The following is a 13,817-nucleotide window of genomic DNA, read 5'->3' as shown; positions in this document are numbered from 1 at the left end:
CCCATTTCATTCATTAGCGTTTCCAGTTCCACTCATCACTACGGTATTTCTCGGCAAGACGCTCAATCTCCTGCCACTGCTCGCTAGTGAACGTTAATGGAACGAACGACAAATCAAGCGCCTCTTCGAAGCCTTTCGTGAATGCTTCTCGTACCTCGTCAAATGCGACTGCGCGACCTGCTAGCTCATTCAAAGCGACAGCTTTTCCTGAAAAACGCGCTTTCATCCGTTCGCGCGTCGACTCATCATCATACAAGAAACAATCAAACAATTCACCTTCATCGACAGAGAGTGGAACCGAACCGTGCTGTAAGACAACGCCTTGATGGCGAACTTGTGCACTTCCGGCGACTTTCCGTTTTCCGACAGCGAGTTCATAATACGAGGCTGCATCAAAACAGACGGCTGATTTCGGCTTTCGTAATTCTTCTTTTTCCTCTTCCGTCAACGGAACGGAAAATTCGACCGGAATGCCGAGGTGATGGTATCCTTTGCGAATCCCTTCCGTCAACATCCGATAACTTTCGATGACCGTGCGTGGTAAACCTTCTGTATCTTCTGGGATGACGACACTGTATGTCAACTCGTCTGCATGCAAGACAGCGCGTCCTCCTGTCATCCGACGCACGATCGGAATCCCGAGCTCCGCGATCCGCTTTCGATCGATATCACGGGTTGCCCGTTGAAAATGACCAACGCTTAATCCACGTGGTTCCCATGAGTAAAAACGAAGCGTCGGTGCGATTTCCCCCCGCCCGACGAACTGAATCAATGCTTCATCGATTGCCATGTTCATTGCCGGCTCCATTGCCGGCGTCGTCAACACTTGCCACTCTCTGTTCACTTGAGCACCCCCAAAACGTTTCCGTCTTAGTGTATCAAACCCATTCTCGGTCGCGCAATCACGAGTCGATTGCCGAAATCGATTTCGTTGACTATAATGAAACAGAGGTTAAACGAACGAAGGGGTTGGAAGTCGAATATGGAAACTGGAACTATCATTACGATCGTATTATGGGTCGCGCTCATCGCTTACATCGCTTGGCGTTTCATGCCGGTCAAAGGCATCACGAAATTATCGCAAGAAGAATTCCGTGCGAACTACCGTAAAGCACAAATCGTCGATGTTCGCGAGACACAGGAATTCAAAGGTGGACACATCGTCGGTGCCCGTAACATCCCGGTCAGCCAAATGAAGATGCGCTCGAAGGAATTACGAAAAGACATGCCGATTTACTTGTATTGTCAAGGTAGCATGCGTTCTTCACAGGCTGCAAAAGTCTTGAAAAAAGCTGGTTATACGAATCTGTATCAGTTAAAAGGCGGATTCAAGCAGTGGTCAGGAAAAATCAAACGGAGCTGATGCTTCGTTCATCGCAAAAAGAGGATCTCTCCTTCGTCGGAGAGGTCCTCTTTTTTATGAAGTAGCTTATGCGTGTACTTCTTGTTTTGGTTCGTAGCGTAAGACCGGTTTTCGAGCAGCAAGTGTCTCGTCCATCCGTTTGACGACCGTCGTGTGTGGTGCATTCAAGACGACATCTGGTGTCTCTTCGACCTCTTTTGCAATCTGGAGCATCGCATCACAAAAGGCATCGAGTGTTTCTTTCGACTCTGTTTCCGTCGGTTCGATCATGATACACTCCTCGACGTTCAACGGGAAGTAGATCGTTGGTGGATGGTATCCAAAGTCAAGCAGACGTTTAGCGATATCAAGCGTCCGTACACCTAGTGCTTTTTGACGTTTACCCGACAAGACGAATTCGTGCTTGCAATAGACGTCGTATGGCGCGTCATACGCACCTTTGAGACGAGCCAACATATAGTTCGCATTCAAGACCGCTTCTTTCGAGACGCGAGCGAGACCTGCCCCACCCATCGTCCGAATATAGCTATAGGCACGAACGTTGATGCCGAAGTTACCGTAGAATGGTTTGACGCGACCGATTGCTTCCGGACGATCATAGTCGAGGACATAACGCTCCTCTTCTTTGCGGACGATTGGTCTCGGTAAATACGGAATTAAATCTTGTTTGACACCAACCGGACCCGACCCTGGTCCGCCGCCACCGTGCGGTCCTGTGAACGTCTTATGCAAGTTCAAGTGAACGACATCAAAGCCCATGTCTCCTGGACGAGCAATGCCCATAATCGCATTCGAGTTCGCACCATCGTAGTACAGTTTTCCGCCCGCCTCGTGAACCGCTTTGGCGATTTCAACGATATCCGACTCAAACAGACCAAGCGTATTTGGATTCGTCAACATGAGTGCCGCTGTATCGTCACCGACCTTTTTCTTTAAATCCGCTAAATCAACAAGACCACGTTCATCCGATAAGACCGTCACCGTATCAAATCCAGCAACTGATGCCGATGCCGGGTTTGTTCCGTGCGCGGAGTCCGGTACGAGGACTTTCGTCCGTTTAAAGTCACCGCGTGCATGATGGTAGGCCTTAATCAGCATCAAGCCTGTCCATTCACCGTGTGCTCCCGCCGCCGGCTGGAGCGTCACTTCATCCATTCCTGTAATGACTGCGAGTTTTTCTTGCAGATCATACATCAAACCGAGTGCCCCTTGGACACTTTCGACTGGTTGAAGCGGGTGAATGTGTGCAAACCCAGGGAGGCGCGCCATATCTTCATTGATTTTCGGATTGTATTTCATCGTACATGACCCGAGTGGATAGAATCCAGAATCCACACCATGGTTACGGTTCGAGAGTGCCGTGTAGTGACGGACGAGATCCAGTTCCGATACTTCCGGTAGCGCCACGTCTTCCTTCCGTAACATCGAGGTCGGTAACAATTCTTCTACTGCCACCTCATCGACAGTCGGTAACGGTAAGCTATAGGCGATACGACCCGGTTTGGAAATTTCAAAGATCAATGTTTGCTCATTCATGTGTGAGTCCCCCTAACGCTGTCACGAATTGATCCAACTCTTCATTCGTCCGTAATTCCGTTGCACAAACAAGCATTTCATTTTGACGTGCCGCGTCATACGATCCTAACGGCAAACCGCCGATGATTCCGTGATCGAGCAATTGTTGACTCGCACGTGTCGCGTCGATTGGTAGCGTAACGACGAATTCATTGAAGCTCGGTCCATCGTCAACGATCGTAAAGCCAGCCTGTTTCAGCTTTTGTTTTAATGCATGTGCCGTTTGCAAGTTGCGTGTCGCGAGTTCCCGGATCCCCCGTTTTCCGAGTGCACTCATCGCGATCGAAGCAGCGAGTGCATTCAACGCTTGGTTCGAACAGATGTTAGATGTCGCTTTGTCACGGCGAATGTGTTGTTCACGTGCTTGTAACGTCAGAACGAAACCGCGTTTTCCATTCTCATCGACGGTCTGTCCAACGAGACGTCCCGGAATCTTACGCATCAACGCTTTTGTCGTCGTGAAATAACCACATGTCGGTCCACCAAAGCTTTGTGGAATCCCGAACGGTTGGCAATCTCCGATCGTAATGTCAGCGCCAAGTTTACCTGGCGCTTCTAAGATACCGAGTGCCAGTGGATTCGCAGAGACGATGAAGAGCGCACCACGTGCATGTGTCGCATCGGCCAATGCTTGTAGTTCTTCGACACGACCGTAGAAGTTCGGATACTGCACGATGACACAGGCGACGTCTTCGATGGCATCGAGTTGATCGATCCGTGTGACACCTTGCTCAAGCGACAATGTCTCGACGTTTAGTCCTGGACCGTTCGCATACGTCCGGACGACATCGTGTGCTTCCGGGTGAACGCCGTCCGAAAGAACGATCGTCTTTTTCTTCGTATGGGCACACGCAAGCATGGCCGCTTCCGCTAACGCCGTGATACCGTCATACATCGACGAGTTCGCGACATCCATCCCTGTCAACTCGCAAATCATCGATTGAAATTCAAAGATCGCTTGTAGTTCGCCTTGCGAAATCTCTGGCTGATACGGTGTATAGGCAGTGTAAAACTCTGAGCGCAGTAACATATGATTGACGACAGCAGGTGCATAGTGATCATAGATGCCAGCGCCAAGGAACGATGGATATTGTTTCGTATTCATGTTTTGGTCGGCAAGCTTCGATAGCGTCCGAATCAAGTCCGTTTCCGGAAGTGGCACACCGACTTCTTCCAATGTACCGTTATCACGGACGGATGCCGGGATATCAGCGAGTAAATCTTCGATCGATGTTGCACCGATCGTCTGTAACATCGCCTGCTCATCTTCTGCTGTCATTGGTAAATAACGAAAATCCATAGAAATATCCCCCTTATTTCGTGCGACGATAAAACGGTGTCGCTGTTCGTTTCGCTGCTAAACGTTTTCCGCGTACTTCCACTTCAAATTGCTCTTGTTCCGCTACTTCTGCAGGAACGAGTGCCCAAGCAATCGCTTTTCCGACTGTCGGCGGCAATGTACCTGTCGTCACGACACCAACGACTTCCCCGTCATGCCAAACCGGTGCATCTTGACGCGCAATCCCTTTATCGAGTAATTCAAGACCGATCAAGCGCCGCGGTGCTCCTTGTTCTTTCTGTTGCAACAAGACTTCCGAACCGACGAACGGTTTGACTTGTGGTTTGACCGCAAATCCCATTCCCGCTTCTATTGGTGAAATCGTTGCTGATAATTCATGTCCATAAAGCGGAAGACATGCCTCAAAACGTAATGTGTCGCGTGCTCCGAGCCCGCATGGTACGACACCTTGCTCAAGCAGTGCTTGCCAGACAGCAGGTGCGTCACCAGCTGCCATGTAGAGTTCGAACCCATCTTCCCCTGTGTACCCACTGCGTGAGACGATCATTTCCACTCCTGCAACCGTCCCCCGTTGGAACTTGAAAAATCCGATTTCTGATAAGACAAGTGGTGTCATGACAGAAAGAATGGCTTCCGCACGTGGTCCTTGGACAGCAATTTGACCATATTGTTCCGACTGATTCTCAAGCGTGACGTCCCCTGTTAGATAGTGACGTAAATGTTGTTCGTCTTTTTCAATGTTCGAAGCATTGACGACGAGAAGATAGTCCGTTTCTGCCAAACGATAGACGAGTAAATCATCCACTGTCCCACCGTCTTCTTGGCATAAGACATTATATTGCGCTTGCCCCACCGCAATCTTCGAAATATCGTTCGATAATGTAGCTTGTAAAAACGTCAGAGCATCCGGTCCGCTGACGAACAGTTCTCCCATGTGCGAGACATCGAACATGCCGACATTTTCCCTTACTGCAACGTGTTCTTCTTTAATCGAGGAAAACAAAACTGGCATTTCAAATCCCGCAAAATCCACCATCTTACCGGTTTGCGAAACCGTTTCGAATAACGGTGTTCTTTTCAATGTCGTTTGACTCATACAAATCCCCCTATTTACGAACGTTTTCACTCTCTCTTCTCTTTAATGTTCCATTTTCAAATCCATCTTACCAATTAAAATCATAATTATCTAGTATTATTCGGAAAAAGGAACATACGAAAAAGAGAGAAAGGACCCTGTCCCTTCTCCCCTATTGTTTCATATTCTTCCCATGAAAGCCATTTCAAAATTGTTTGATTCCGGCAGTTCGTTTGATTTCCTCCTGGAGTCGACGACCTTCCGTCACCAATTGACTCGCTCCTTGCTTCACACGATTTCCTTCTTCAGTGATCCGATTGATATTCCCTTTGATTTGATCGATTCGCTGCGTCGTATGATCGATGTTCGTCTGCAAGGTTTGCTGACGAATCGTAAAGCGCTCCATCAGTTGTTTTAACTGCCGAATATCTTGAGACAGCTTTTTTTTGTAAAGACTGAATCCGAACAACACGAGTCCTATGATAGCCAATAAAATAATACCTAACGTAATCCAAATCATGACTTCTCCTCCAATACAGTTTCAATCGCACGCGTTAATTCTTCGATTGATGCCGTTCCTTCAAGTCGGACAGTAGCTACTCCAGCATATAAGGAATAGCGACGTTCAAACAATCGTCTCACTTGTTCCCGTTCTGTCACGAGTGGACGATTCGGATCAGCGGCAATACGTTCCCAAATCAAATCAAAGGGTGTATCGATCCAGACGACTGTTCCGGACTCCTGCATGTACAGTCGGTTCTCTTCTCGTTCGACGATCCCGCCACCTGTGACGACCACTTCCGCATTGCTACTCTTCAACAATTCGCTTTCATGTGTACGAAACCCTGCTTCGCCATGCTCAGCGAAAAAAGCGGTAATCGTTTGTCCATGTTCCTGTTCGAACCGTTCATCCAGTTCGTCGACCTCGTATTGTGAACCCAATCGATGTCCGACGGCTGTTTTACCAGTTCCCATAAACCCAATCAAATAAACCTTACTCATGTGTGACGACCGCCTCGATTCTTTGACCATTCTCTAATCTCGCTTCCATTTTAAAGCCTTTATCGGTCGCTGTACAGCTGACTTGTCCGATTGGGTAGTGGAGCGTCTCGTCCTTCGTACAATCTGCTTTCGCTGCTCGGATGAGAGACTCGAGTTGGAGTGCTTCTTGCTCTAACTGGTGATGCCGCATCTCTTCGTCAATCTGCTGACAAGAAATCAAGAGCACGACTCCCATTCCTAGCAGTAACAGTAACGTTTGAATCAAGACGAATCCTTCCTGACGCATCGGAAGGAACGTCTGCTGTCGTTCAACTGAATCGAGAGAACCTCGGCATCCCCTGTCACGACATAGTGTTTGACGTCGCGGACGTATGTCAGTTCACCTCCCTGTTCTTTTTTGAGACGTAGTTGATCTTGCACACGGACGAGACGCCACTTTTCAGCCGTCTCTCCCGGATTGACGTCCATTCCACGAATCTCGTCTCCGACGCGCTCGCACATCGTACTGCGCCACATCAGTCGTTCCACGGTATGAAAGAACAATTCTTCATTCATTCGGTTGACTTCCGGCGGACGAACGAGTGGGGTCAATGTCAAGATTGCTAGCAGAAGAAGTGGACTCAGCCATAGGACGAATGACAGTTCGAGAAGGGTCATTCCGGATTCCGCTCGCAAGACACATCGTTTCATTGCACCACGCTCCTTGTTTCAGGACATAGGACGCTGTTCGGTTTTCAACTTGATCCGTAGCCATCTGCTCAAGCTGTTCCGTCTCTTGTTCCCATTTCATCTGTTTCGTCCGTAAATCGAGATAAGGATCAATCGCTAACATCATGAAGATACCGATTGCAACGATAGAGAGCATCACTTCAAGCAAAGAGAAGCCCGCTTGGCGTTCGTTCTGCATGCTTCTCACCTCACTTTACGGATTGCCATTTGATAGTTCCCAAGTAAAAATTTGATTTCATACTCGGCTGTTGCCGAACGGCAAGACCAGGTCGCTGCATAGATCGAGTGATAGCTTTTAAAATAGATGATGCGATTCGAGGGCGGAACGGTACACGTATGACCATTTTGAAATGTCCGTTGCCATAACAACCTGTCATCCGCAAGGATAAGGTATCCTGTACCGTCTCCTCGAAATCGAAACTGCATCAATGCTTGATCTTGCTTTGAGTACTGCATGAGTCGAAGCGTCTGAATATCTTGTTCCATCAGACGAACCTCTTGTTCAAGCGGAATCCAGTCCGGTCGTTTTTCAAACAGTGCCGGCAACAAAAAAACAAGTAAACAAGCAATGATTGTCAGCACCGCCGTCATCTCAAATAAGGTAAATCCTTGTTCACTTCGTAAGTTCGCCAGTCTTCGGATCATACGTATACGTCTCCTGATCACAGACGAGGGTATTCGGTTTATCAGCTGTTCCGCGATTGATCGTCTGGAGCGATTCTGGGTACTTTTTCTCTTTCGCGTAATACAAATTAACCTCCGAGCGAATGACGCGAATGTTCGCCTCACAACTGACACCTTTCGCCTGGTCCTTTCCACTTGTCATCGTTGGAATCAAAACGAGTAGTAACAACGAAATGATCAATAAGACGGCTGCCATCTCAAGTAAGGTGAATCCGTCTTGTCGTTTTAAGAATTGTTTCATCGTATCGTCTCCTCTGTTTAGAATGGAAGCTGCTGTATCGCTAGCTGAATCGGATAATACAAGATGAGAAACAACGTTCCCGTCATGATCGTCAATCCACCGTACAAAATCGGCTCGATCCATAACAACTTTTTCTCTAGTTCCTCTTCCATCGACTCATGCAAGAGTGTCGCTTGTTCAAGCAACAACGGACCAAGATCGCCACTTTCCCGCGCCAAATGGACGATCCCAATCGTCTCGGCTTCGATGATTTCATCTTCGCCAAGCGCTTCTGCAAGTGGTTCCCCTGCCTGTTGTTTAGCATGTAGACGAGCGTACAAATGTCCTTTTTTATTCGCTTGTCCTCGCTCGAGGTGACGAAAGGTCTCTTCAAGCGAGAAGCCAGCATCGATGAACGATCCTACTTCGATCGTGAATAAATAGCTGTAGTAGAGACGAATCAAACGCTGTAACGGTTTCAGTCGTAAAATACGGTTTAACGGAAAGAAGCGAAAAAAGAGGTAACCGGAGGTCAACAAAATAACGGGAATACTTGCGAGCAGATATTTCGCAGAGGGGTTAAGAAGGAAATGCAGAAATGAGGGGAGAGTCTTCGGGTCCGACATCTCGAGGAGAGACGGAAATACGTAGAGAGCGTAAAAGAAGAACAGAAGGAATAGACTGGTCGCTAGAACAAGCGGATACCGAATCATCTTCCAAAACTTCGATCGCATTTCTGTTTCGAGGTCGAGCAGTTTCACAATTTGGCGAAGAACGAGCAATGGTCGCTCTGTCCTTTCTCCAACAAATAGAAGTCTTTTTAAGGTATTTGTTAACGCAAGCGGTTCAAGGGATGCTGCAAAGGAGTCTCCTTGTTCAAGACGTTGTTCCATTTCTCCGACTACTTCCGAGAACGGATGACGCTCGAATCGTTTTAAAATGAGTAACGTCTCTTTCGCGGAAATGCCTTTTGATAACAAGCGATGATATCGTTTTAAGAACCGACTTTGATCGCGGCTTGTAAGTTTCTGACGGTACAGCGGATATCCTCTCCTTTTCGCTCGAGATGAATGATGCGTTGACAGACAGCCAGTTCTGACTCTTCGATCCCTAAACTGCGCAATCGCAATCGCGCCTCATCAATACTTCCAGCGTGTAACGTAAACAACACGACGTGACCACTAAGTGCGGCATTCATCGTCAAACGTGCTGCCTCCCTCGTACGCACCTCACCAAAAGCAATCCAATCCGGATCCGCTCGCAATATTTCCTCAAAACATCGCGTAGCAGTGAACCCTGCCTTTTCATTTAGTTCCAGTTGTAAGACGTTTGGTACCGTACATTCCACCGGATCTTCAATCGAGATGATTCGCTTTTCTTCCATTGCACTCATCAAGGAATATAACATCGTCGTCTTTCCTGCACCTGTCGATCCAGAAATGACGATACACCCGTGTCGTTGTTCAGCTAACCAAGCGAAGTCCAATTGATTGTGTAATGTTCGTAAAGCCGTCTCTCGAGAGACCGTTGAACGATAGAAGCGCCATGACATCGCATCCCCTTGTCGACTCGGTAACAACGAGACGCGCATGCCCTTTTTCCCGTGCGGATACAAACCACTTTGCGGAATCCGCTCGTTCTGTTCCTTTAAGTTCGCCTCATAGCGGACATGACTGACAAGTGTCCGGTAACGCGTGAGTTCTACCTCTTCTTGTTCACACAAACCGTCACCTGTTCGACAAACGATTCGGACGCAAGCTTCATTCGGTACGAAATGAACATCTGTTGCACCAAGTGATTCGAATCGTTCCATGAGTTGTGTCGTCCATTCCTTCATTTCTCTTCACCTCCCTACCGCAAACAATACACAAAAAAAAGAAGCCGACCAAACCGGCTTCTTTACGATACGTGTGCAATTGTCCGATGTTTACGCTTCGCCAATGTCTCAAGACCTGGTTTATCGTATCCGATAACAAGTTGTTTTCCATCAGTGATGATTGGACGGCGTAATAATTTCGGATTGTCACTCATGAGGCGTAATAACTCACTGAGTTTCATGTCTTCAATATCAATGCCGAGATCTTTGAAGGCTTGACTGCGTGTTGCGAGCAAACTTTCAATCCCGTCCGTAGATAATTTCAACAGTTCCATGAGTTCATCAACTGTTGGAGCATTTCTGAACAGATGACGTTCCTCTACATCAACATGTTCCTCTTTTAACCATGATTTCGTTTTACGACATGATGTACAACTTGGATATGTGAAAAAGACTAACTCATTCGTCATTTTTGCTCCTCCTCTCAAAGTGTGGGGTTTCATTACAGTTACTATAGCACGTCAATTTGACTTTGTACACCTTTTGTACAACTATTGTACAACTTTTTTTGAAACTTCATCTTTTGTTCACAGTTATTACTTAACAATCACTAGAACAGGATAGACGAATGATTGTTTGCTTGGTAAAATAAGTACGTATATTGACTATCTGTCGGATTTAGGGGGTTATAGGAATGGGGAGAATGTACCGCGTACTCGGTTTCTGGACTGGTATTATCGCAGTCATGGCATTTATCGGCGCATTGGGTGGCGATGCAAGCTCAAGTGAGCATACGGATTCATTTTTAGTCATGGGCTTCGTCTTCTTAGCACAAACTGTCTTTTTTGCAGCGCTTGGTTACTTGCGCTTAACTGAAAAAACGTATGTCTATATCTTTGGAGCTTACTTAACTGTATTTTTCATCGTCTTTACGTACTGGTCAAACTTCCAGATGTAATGAAAAAAACTCGTCATCCTTTCGGATGGCGAGTTTTTTTGTCAGAGGAATGGATTCGATTTCATCTCTTGACGAATCGTTGTACTCGGACCGTGCCCTGGATAGACCGTCGTATCTGCTGGTAATTCCGCGGTGATTCGATCGAGCGAACGCATCAGCACGTCTTGATCCCCACCATAGAGATCCGTTCGTCCGACGCCTTGATGGAACAAGAGATCTCCACCGAACGCGATCCGCTCTCCTTTAAAGTAGAACGTCACACTTCCTGGTGAGTGCCCTGGCGTCTCAAGAACATGCATCGAAAAGCTACCGATCGTCAATCGTCCTGGTTGCAACAGATGATCTGCTGGTTTCATCCGCATCGGCGGCATACCGAATTTTGCTGAACCATTCCATTCCGGATTACCGAGCCAACCTGCTTCTTCTGTATGGACATACACCGGTGCTTCCGTGAAGCGCCGTAACATATCGACACCTCCGATGTGGTCAAAATGGGCATGCGTCAGGAGAATTCCTTTTAAGGTAGCTCCTCGACTTTCAATTTCATCGAAAAAACGCATATCCTCCGTTCCCGGATCAATGACGAGACATTCTTTGTCCTTAAATAACAAATAACCATTCTCAGATGCCATACCAGAAGTGATCATTACGATTTCCATTCTATAAAACCCCTTTGCAATAGACTCTTTCCCTACTATACACGAAATTGTCGAAAGTTCCTGCAACGTCCTCTCGACTTTATCCCGCGAGTCGGATAAACTAAAAAGTGAGATTTAAGTGAAATCTTCGTGAAATTCATAACGTGATTGTTTAAGGGGGAGTACGTCATGCATTTGGATCAACCAATCGGTTGGCTTTTCTTCTTCGTCGCACTCGTCGGCGTTTGGGCCGTCGTTCGTTCACTTAAGAAACGCCAAATGTTTCCACTCGTATTCGCAGGTCTGACTGTCGTCTTATTCGGCTGGTTCGGGATTGCGACATTGATTTACGGCGGTATTCCATCGTAATCAAAATACGCTAAAAAGAGAGAGGCCTCGTGCATCTCTCTTTTTATTTGTCTTTCTACAAAAAAAACGAATCCACTCGAAAGTAGATTCGTTTTCCTCATCTTATTTTGAAGTTTGAAGGAAACGGAGCAAGTCACCATAGATGACTTTATCTGAAAGACCTAATTCTTTCTCAGATTGCTTCGTAGATTGTTTACACATCTCTGCTAGCTCACCGTCTTTCACTTCTTCACCAGTCTGACGATCATAACATGTTTCCTGCGTATAGACCGTCTTATCTGTTACAACAGAGCCATCGCGGAACAGCGCATAATTCTTGTGCTGCTTCGAGAAGAGATCGGTACCGAACAATACTTCGTTCTTGAAATCTTGTCCTAACAGATGAAGCAATGTCGGTTTAATGTCGATTTGACTCGCGACGTCTTCATGTTTGACACCTTTCGTTTGACCCGGTAAATGGATTACGAACGGCACACGTTGCAATTGTGCCACATCATACGGCGTCAACTCATCTTTGTTCATAAGTTCTGCCATCGCGGCATTATGGTTCGTCGAGATACCATAGTGGTCGCCATAGACCATGAAGATCGTGTCATCCCACGTACCATCTTTTTTCAGACCCTCGATGAATTTACCGAGTGCCATATCTTGATACGCTAGTGCCTGAACGTAGTGGTTCAGCGTCGTAGAACTTGTCTCAAGCGGTGGTACAAGTTCATCTTCTGGTTTTGGCATCTCAAATGGATAGTGGTTCGTCAATGTGATGAACTTCGAATAGAACGGACGTGGTAAATCTTTCAACATCGGCAATGACTGTTCAAAGAATTTATCATCGAGCAAGCCCCACTCCGTCAAATCTGCTGGATCCCCTAAGTCATAATCCGTCTCTGAGAAGAAACGATCGACGCCAAAGCTATTGTAGACGATGTCTCGGTTCCAGAACGATTTGTTGTTCGCATGGAAAACAGCTGAATAATAGCCATCTTCTTTCAACATTTCAGGAGTTGCCCGGAATTCGTTTTCTCCGTTCGTAAAGAATGCTGCACCGCGTCCAAGTGGATAGATCGAGTTTTCGAGAATGAACTCAGCATCTGCTGTTTTCCCTTGTCCTGTATTGTGATAGAAGTTATCCCATGAATGCGATTCCTTGATCAACTTATTCAGGTTCGGTGTAATCTCTTGTCCGTTTGGTGCCTTTAATCCAACTGCAAAGGATTGTGCCGACTCAAAGGAAACGACGATGACGTTCTTTCCTTTGTACTTTCCGAACATAGCTGGGTTCGGTTCGGCATGTTTTGAATCAATGAAGCTTTGAACTTCCGACAGTTCAGAACTGTCCGCGAGTGCTTTTTGCGCAGATGTCTTCGACTGAATGAGTGCATCATACATATGGAAGTTAAATGTTCCGATGTTTTTAACGAGCAATTCTCGGTCGAAGGCACGTGTGAGCAATTCTGGACGTTCTGTTTCAGCCAGCGTCAAGTTTCCAAGGAAAACGACAACTGCTGCAACGAATGCGAGAATCGCGCGTCCACGTGACGCAACATTTTTTGACATGTCCATTTTCCGTAGGAAGAACGGTAAGATGATCAAGTCTCCGACGATCAATAAATCGGACCAGTTCAAGAGTGACCCGAGCGATGCAGAAACAGTCTCTGCATTCGATGTTTGGAACAATACCGGCAACGTCAGATAGTCATTAAAGAAGCGGAAGAAAATGATGTCCGCATATAAAATGAGTGTCGCGACGAACAATGTACCGTAGATGAACCATTTTTGAACATTTCCCCGGAAGAAGAAGCTGAACCCGAACATGAAGAGCGCTGAACTAATTGGGTTAATTAGTAGAATGAATGCTTGCGCAGAGTTTGTTACGGGAACGTTGAAGAAAAGTGTATACGCTAAATACGTTTTTAACCAAATCAATAAGGTCGCAATCCAAAAGAGCTTATGCTCTTTATAAGTACTGCGAACGCCTTGACCCATCTTTAGGCGCATTCGCGACCAGATGTTTGCGTCTTGCTGCATAAAAACCTGCCTCCTAATTTACATGTGCTTTCTGCTTTCAGTTCACACAACTTACATCAT

The 13,817-nt window shown here is 46.7% G+C and carries 19 protein-coding genes; 3 read left to right on the top strand and 16 right to left on the bottom strand.

Features of this window, described 5'->3' with window-relative positions:
• Positions 1 to 13 precede the first annotated feature (13 nt).
• Positions 14 to 844 carry a lipoate--protein ligase family protein gene (locus ACZGCQ_RS01220; protein WP_074668436.1) on the bottom strand — a complete coding sequence of 277 codons (831 nt, stop codon included), beginning with the start codon at positions 842 to 844 and terminating at the stop codon, positions 14 to 16.
• A gap of 138 nt (positions 845 to 982) precedes the next feature.
• On the opposite strand from ACZGCQ_RS01220, the gene ACZGCQ_RS01215 reads away from it, so the two are divergent.
• Positions 983 to 1,363, top strand: coding sequence for a rhodanese-like domain-containing protein (locus ACZGCQ_RS01215; protein ID WP_023467569.1), 381 nt, complete (start codon positions 983 to 985; stop codon positions 1,361 to 1,363).
• A gap of 66 nt (positions 1,364 to 1,429) precedes the next feature.
• Here ACZGCQ_RS01215 and gcvPB read toward each other — a convergent pair whose 3' ends face one another.
• From gcvPB to ACZGCQ_RS01150, 13 genes are all read right to left on the bottom strand, one after another.
• On the bottom strand, positions 1,430 to 2,899 hold the full coding sequence (gcvPB, locus tag ACZGCQ_RS01210; RefSeq protein ID WP_481265136.1) for an aminomethyl-transferring glycine dehydrogenase subunit GcvPB: 1,470 nt from the start codon (positions 2,897 to 2,899) through the stop codon (positions 1,430 to 1,432).
• Positions 2,892 to 4,238 (bottom strand): aminomethyl-transferring glycine dehydrogenase subunit GcvPA, encoded by a 1,347-nt coding sequence (gene gcvPA / locus ACZGCQ_RS01205; RefSeq protein WP_481265135.1) that lies wholly within the window; start codon positions 4,236 to 4,238, stop codon positions 2,892 to 2,894. The genes gcvPB and gcvPA overlap by 8 nt, the downstream gene beginning before the upstream one ends.
• 13 nt (positions 4,239 to 4,251) lie before the next feature.
• Positions 4,252 to 5,334, bottom strand: a complete 1,083-nt coding sequence (gcvT, locus tag ACZGCQ_RS01200) for a glycine cleavage system aminomethyltransferase GcvT (protein ID WP_481265134.1) — start codon at positions 5,332 to 5,334, stop codon at positions 4,252 to 4,254.
• Between the two features lie 184 nt (positions 5,335 to 5,518).
• Positions 5,519 to 5,833, bottom strand: a complete 315-nt coding sequence (locus ACZGCQ_RS01195; protein WP_023467565.1) for a hypothetical protein — start codon at positions 5,831 to 5,833, stop codon at positions 5,519 to 5,521.
• Entirely contained in the window at positions 5,830 to 6,315 is a 486-nt protein-coding gene (locus ACZGCQ_RS01190; RefSeq protein ID WP_214857095.1) for a shikimate kinase, read from the bottom strand. The genes ACZGCQ_RS01195 and ACZGCQ_RS01190 overlap by 4 nt, the downstream gene beginning before the upstream one ends.
• Positions 6,308 to 6,601: a hypothetical protein gene (locus ACZGCQ_RS01185; RefSeq protein ID WP_214860986.1), complete on the bottom strand. Its 294-nt coding sequence runs from the start codon at positions 6,599 to 6,601 to the stop codon at positions 6,308 to 6,310. Before ACZGCQ_RS01185 ends, ACZGCQ_RS01190 begins: the two co-directional genes overlap by 8 nt.
• Complete coding sequence (locus tag ACZGCQ_RS01180) at positions 6,577 to 6,972, bottom strand: hypothetical protein (protein WP_481265133.1); 396 nt, start codon at positions 6,970 to 6,972, stop codon at positions 6,577 to 6,579. The genes ACZGCQ_RS01185 and ACZGCQ_RS01180 overlap by 25 nt, the downstream gene beginning before the upstream one ends.
• Positions 6,863 to 7,222, bottom strand: coding sequence for a type II secretion system protein (locus tag ACZGCQ_RS01175; protein ID WP_223041487.1), 360 nt, complete (start codon positions 7,220 to 7,222; stop codon positions 6,863 to 6,865). Before ACZGCQ_RS01175 ends, ACZGCQ_RS01180 begins: the two co-directional genes overlap by 110 nt.
• Before the next feature lie 5 nt (positions 7,223 to 7,227).
• Positions 7,228 to 7,689, bottom strand: coding sequence for a prepilin-type N-terminal cleavage/methylation domain-containing protein (locus ACZGCQ_RS01170; protein WP_029341077.1), 462 nt, complete (start codon positions 7,687 to 7,689; stop codon positions 7,228 to 7,230).
• Complete coding sequence (locus ACZGCQ_RS01165; RefSeq protein WP_481265132.1) at positions 7,658 to 7,969, bottom strand: competence type IV pilus major pilin ComGC; 312 nt, start codon at positions 7,967 to 7,969, stop codon at positions 7,658 to 7,660. The genes ACZGCQ_RS01170 and ACZGCQ_RS01165 overlap by 32 nt, the downstream gene beginning before the upstream one ends.
• A gap of 17 nt (positions 7,970 to 7,986) precedes the next feature.
• Positions 7,987 to 8,928 carry a type II secretion system F family protein gene (locus tag ACZGCQ_RS01160; RefSeq protein ID WP_481265131.1) on the bottom strand — a complete coding sequence of 314 codons (942 nt, stop codon included), beginning with the start codon at positions 8,926 to 8,928 and terminating at the stop codon, positions 7,987 to 7,989.
• 14 nt (positions 8,929 to 8,942) lie between these two features.
• Positions 8,943 to 9,785 carry an ATPase, T2SS/T4P/T4SS family gene (locus tag ACZGCQ_RS01155; RefSeq protein ID WP_481265130.1) on the bottom strand — a complete coding sequence of 281 codons (843 nt, stop codon included), beginning with the start codon at positions 9,783 to 9,785 and terminating at the stop codon, positions 8,943 to 8,945.
• A gap of 62 nt (positions 9,786 to 9,847) precedes the next feature.
• The gene (locus tag ACZGCQ_RS01150) at positions 9,848 to 10,234 is read right to left on the bottom strand and encodes a Spx/MgsR family RNA polymerase-binding regulatory protein (protein WP_023467556.1); all 387 of its coding nucleotides are present in this window, start codon (positions 10,232 to 10,234) and stop codon (positions 9,848 to 9,850) included.
• 224 nt (positions 10,235 to 10,458) lie between these two features.
• Between ACZGCQ_RS01150 and ACZGCQ_RS01145 the strand changes: the two genes are divergently transcribed.
• A complete protein-coding gene (locus ACZGCQ_RS01145) occupies positions 10,459 to 10,722 on the top strand; it encodes a DUF2626 family protein (protein ID WP_023467555.1) in 264 nt (87 codons plus the stop codon).
• Between the two features lie 41 nt (positions 10,723 to 10,763).
• Here ACZGCQ_RS01145 and ACZGCQ_RS01140 read toward each other — a convergent pair whose 3' ends face one another.
• The gene (locus ACZGCQ_RS01140) at positions 10,764 to 11,381 is read right to left on the bottom strand and encodes an MBL fold metallo-hydrolase (protein ID WP_481265129.1); all 618 of its coding nucleotides are present in this window, start codon (positions 11,379 to 11,381) and stop codon (positions 10,764 to 10,766) included.
• A gap of 168 nt (positions 11,382 to 11,549) precedes the next feature.
• On the opposite strand from ACZGCQ_RS01140, the gene ACZGCQ_RS01135 reads away from it, so the two are divergent.
• Positions 11,550 to 11,729, top strand: coding sequence for a DUF2759 domain-containing protein (locus ACZGCQ_RS01135; protein ID WP_023467553.1), 180 nt, complete (start codon positions 11,550 to 11,552; stop codon positions 11,727 to 11,729).
• Between the two features lie 102 nt (positions 11,730 to 11,831).
• Here the strand turns inward: ACZGCQ_RS01135 and ACZGCQ_RS01130 are convergent, their stop codons facing one another.
• On the bottom strand, positions 11,832 to 13,757 hold the full coding sequence (locus ACZGCQ_RS01130) for an LTA synthase family protein (RefSeq protein ID WP_481265128.1): 1,926 nt from the start codon (positions 13,755 to 13,757) through the stop codon (positions 11,832 to 11,834).
• Positions 13,758 to 13,817: the final 60 nt, after the last annotated feature.

It is taken from the genome of Exiguobacterium sp. HSB13 (assembly GCF_056764755.1).
This window is presented reverse-complemented; position numbering and strand designations above follow the sequence as displayed.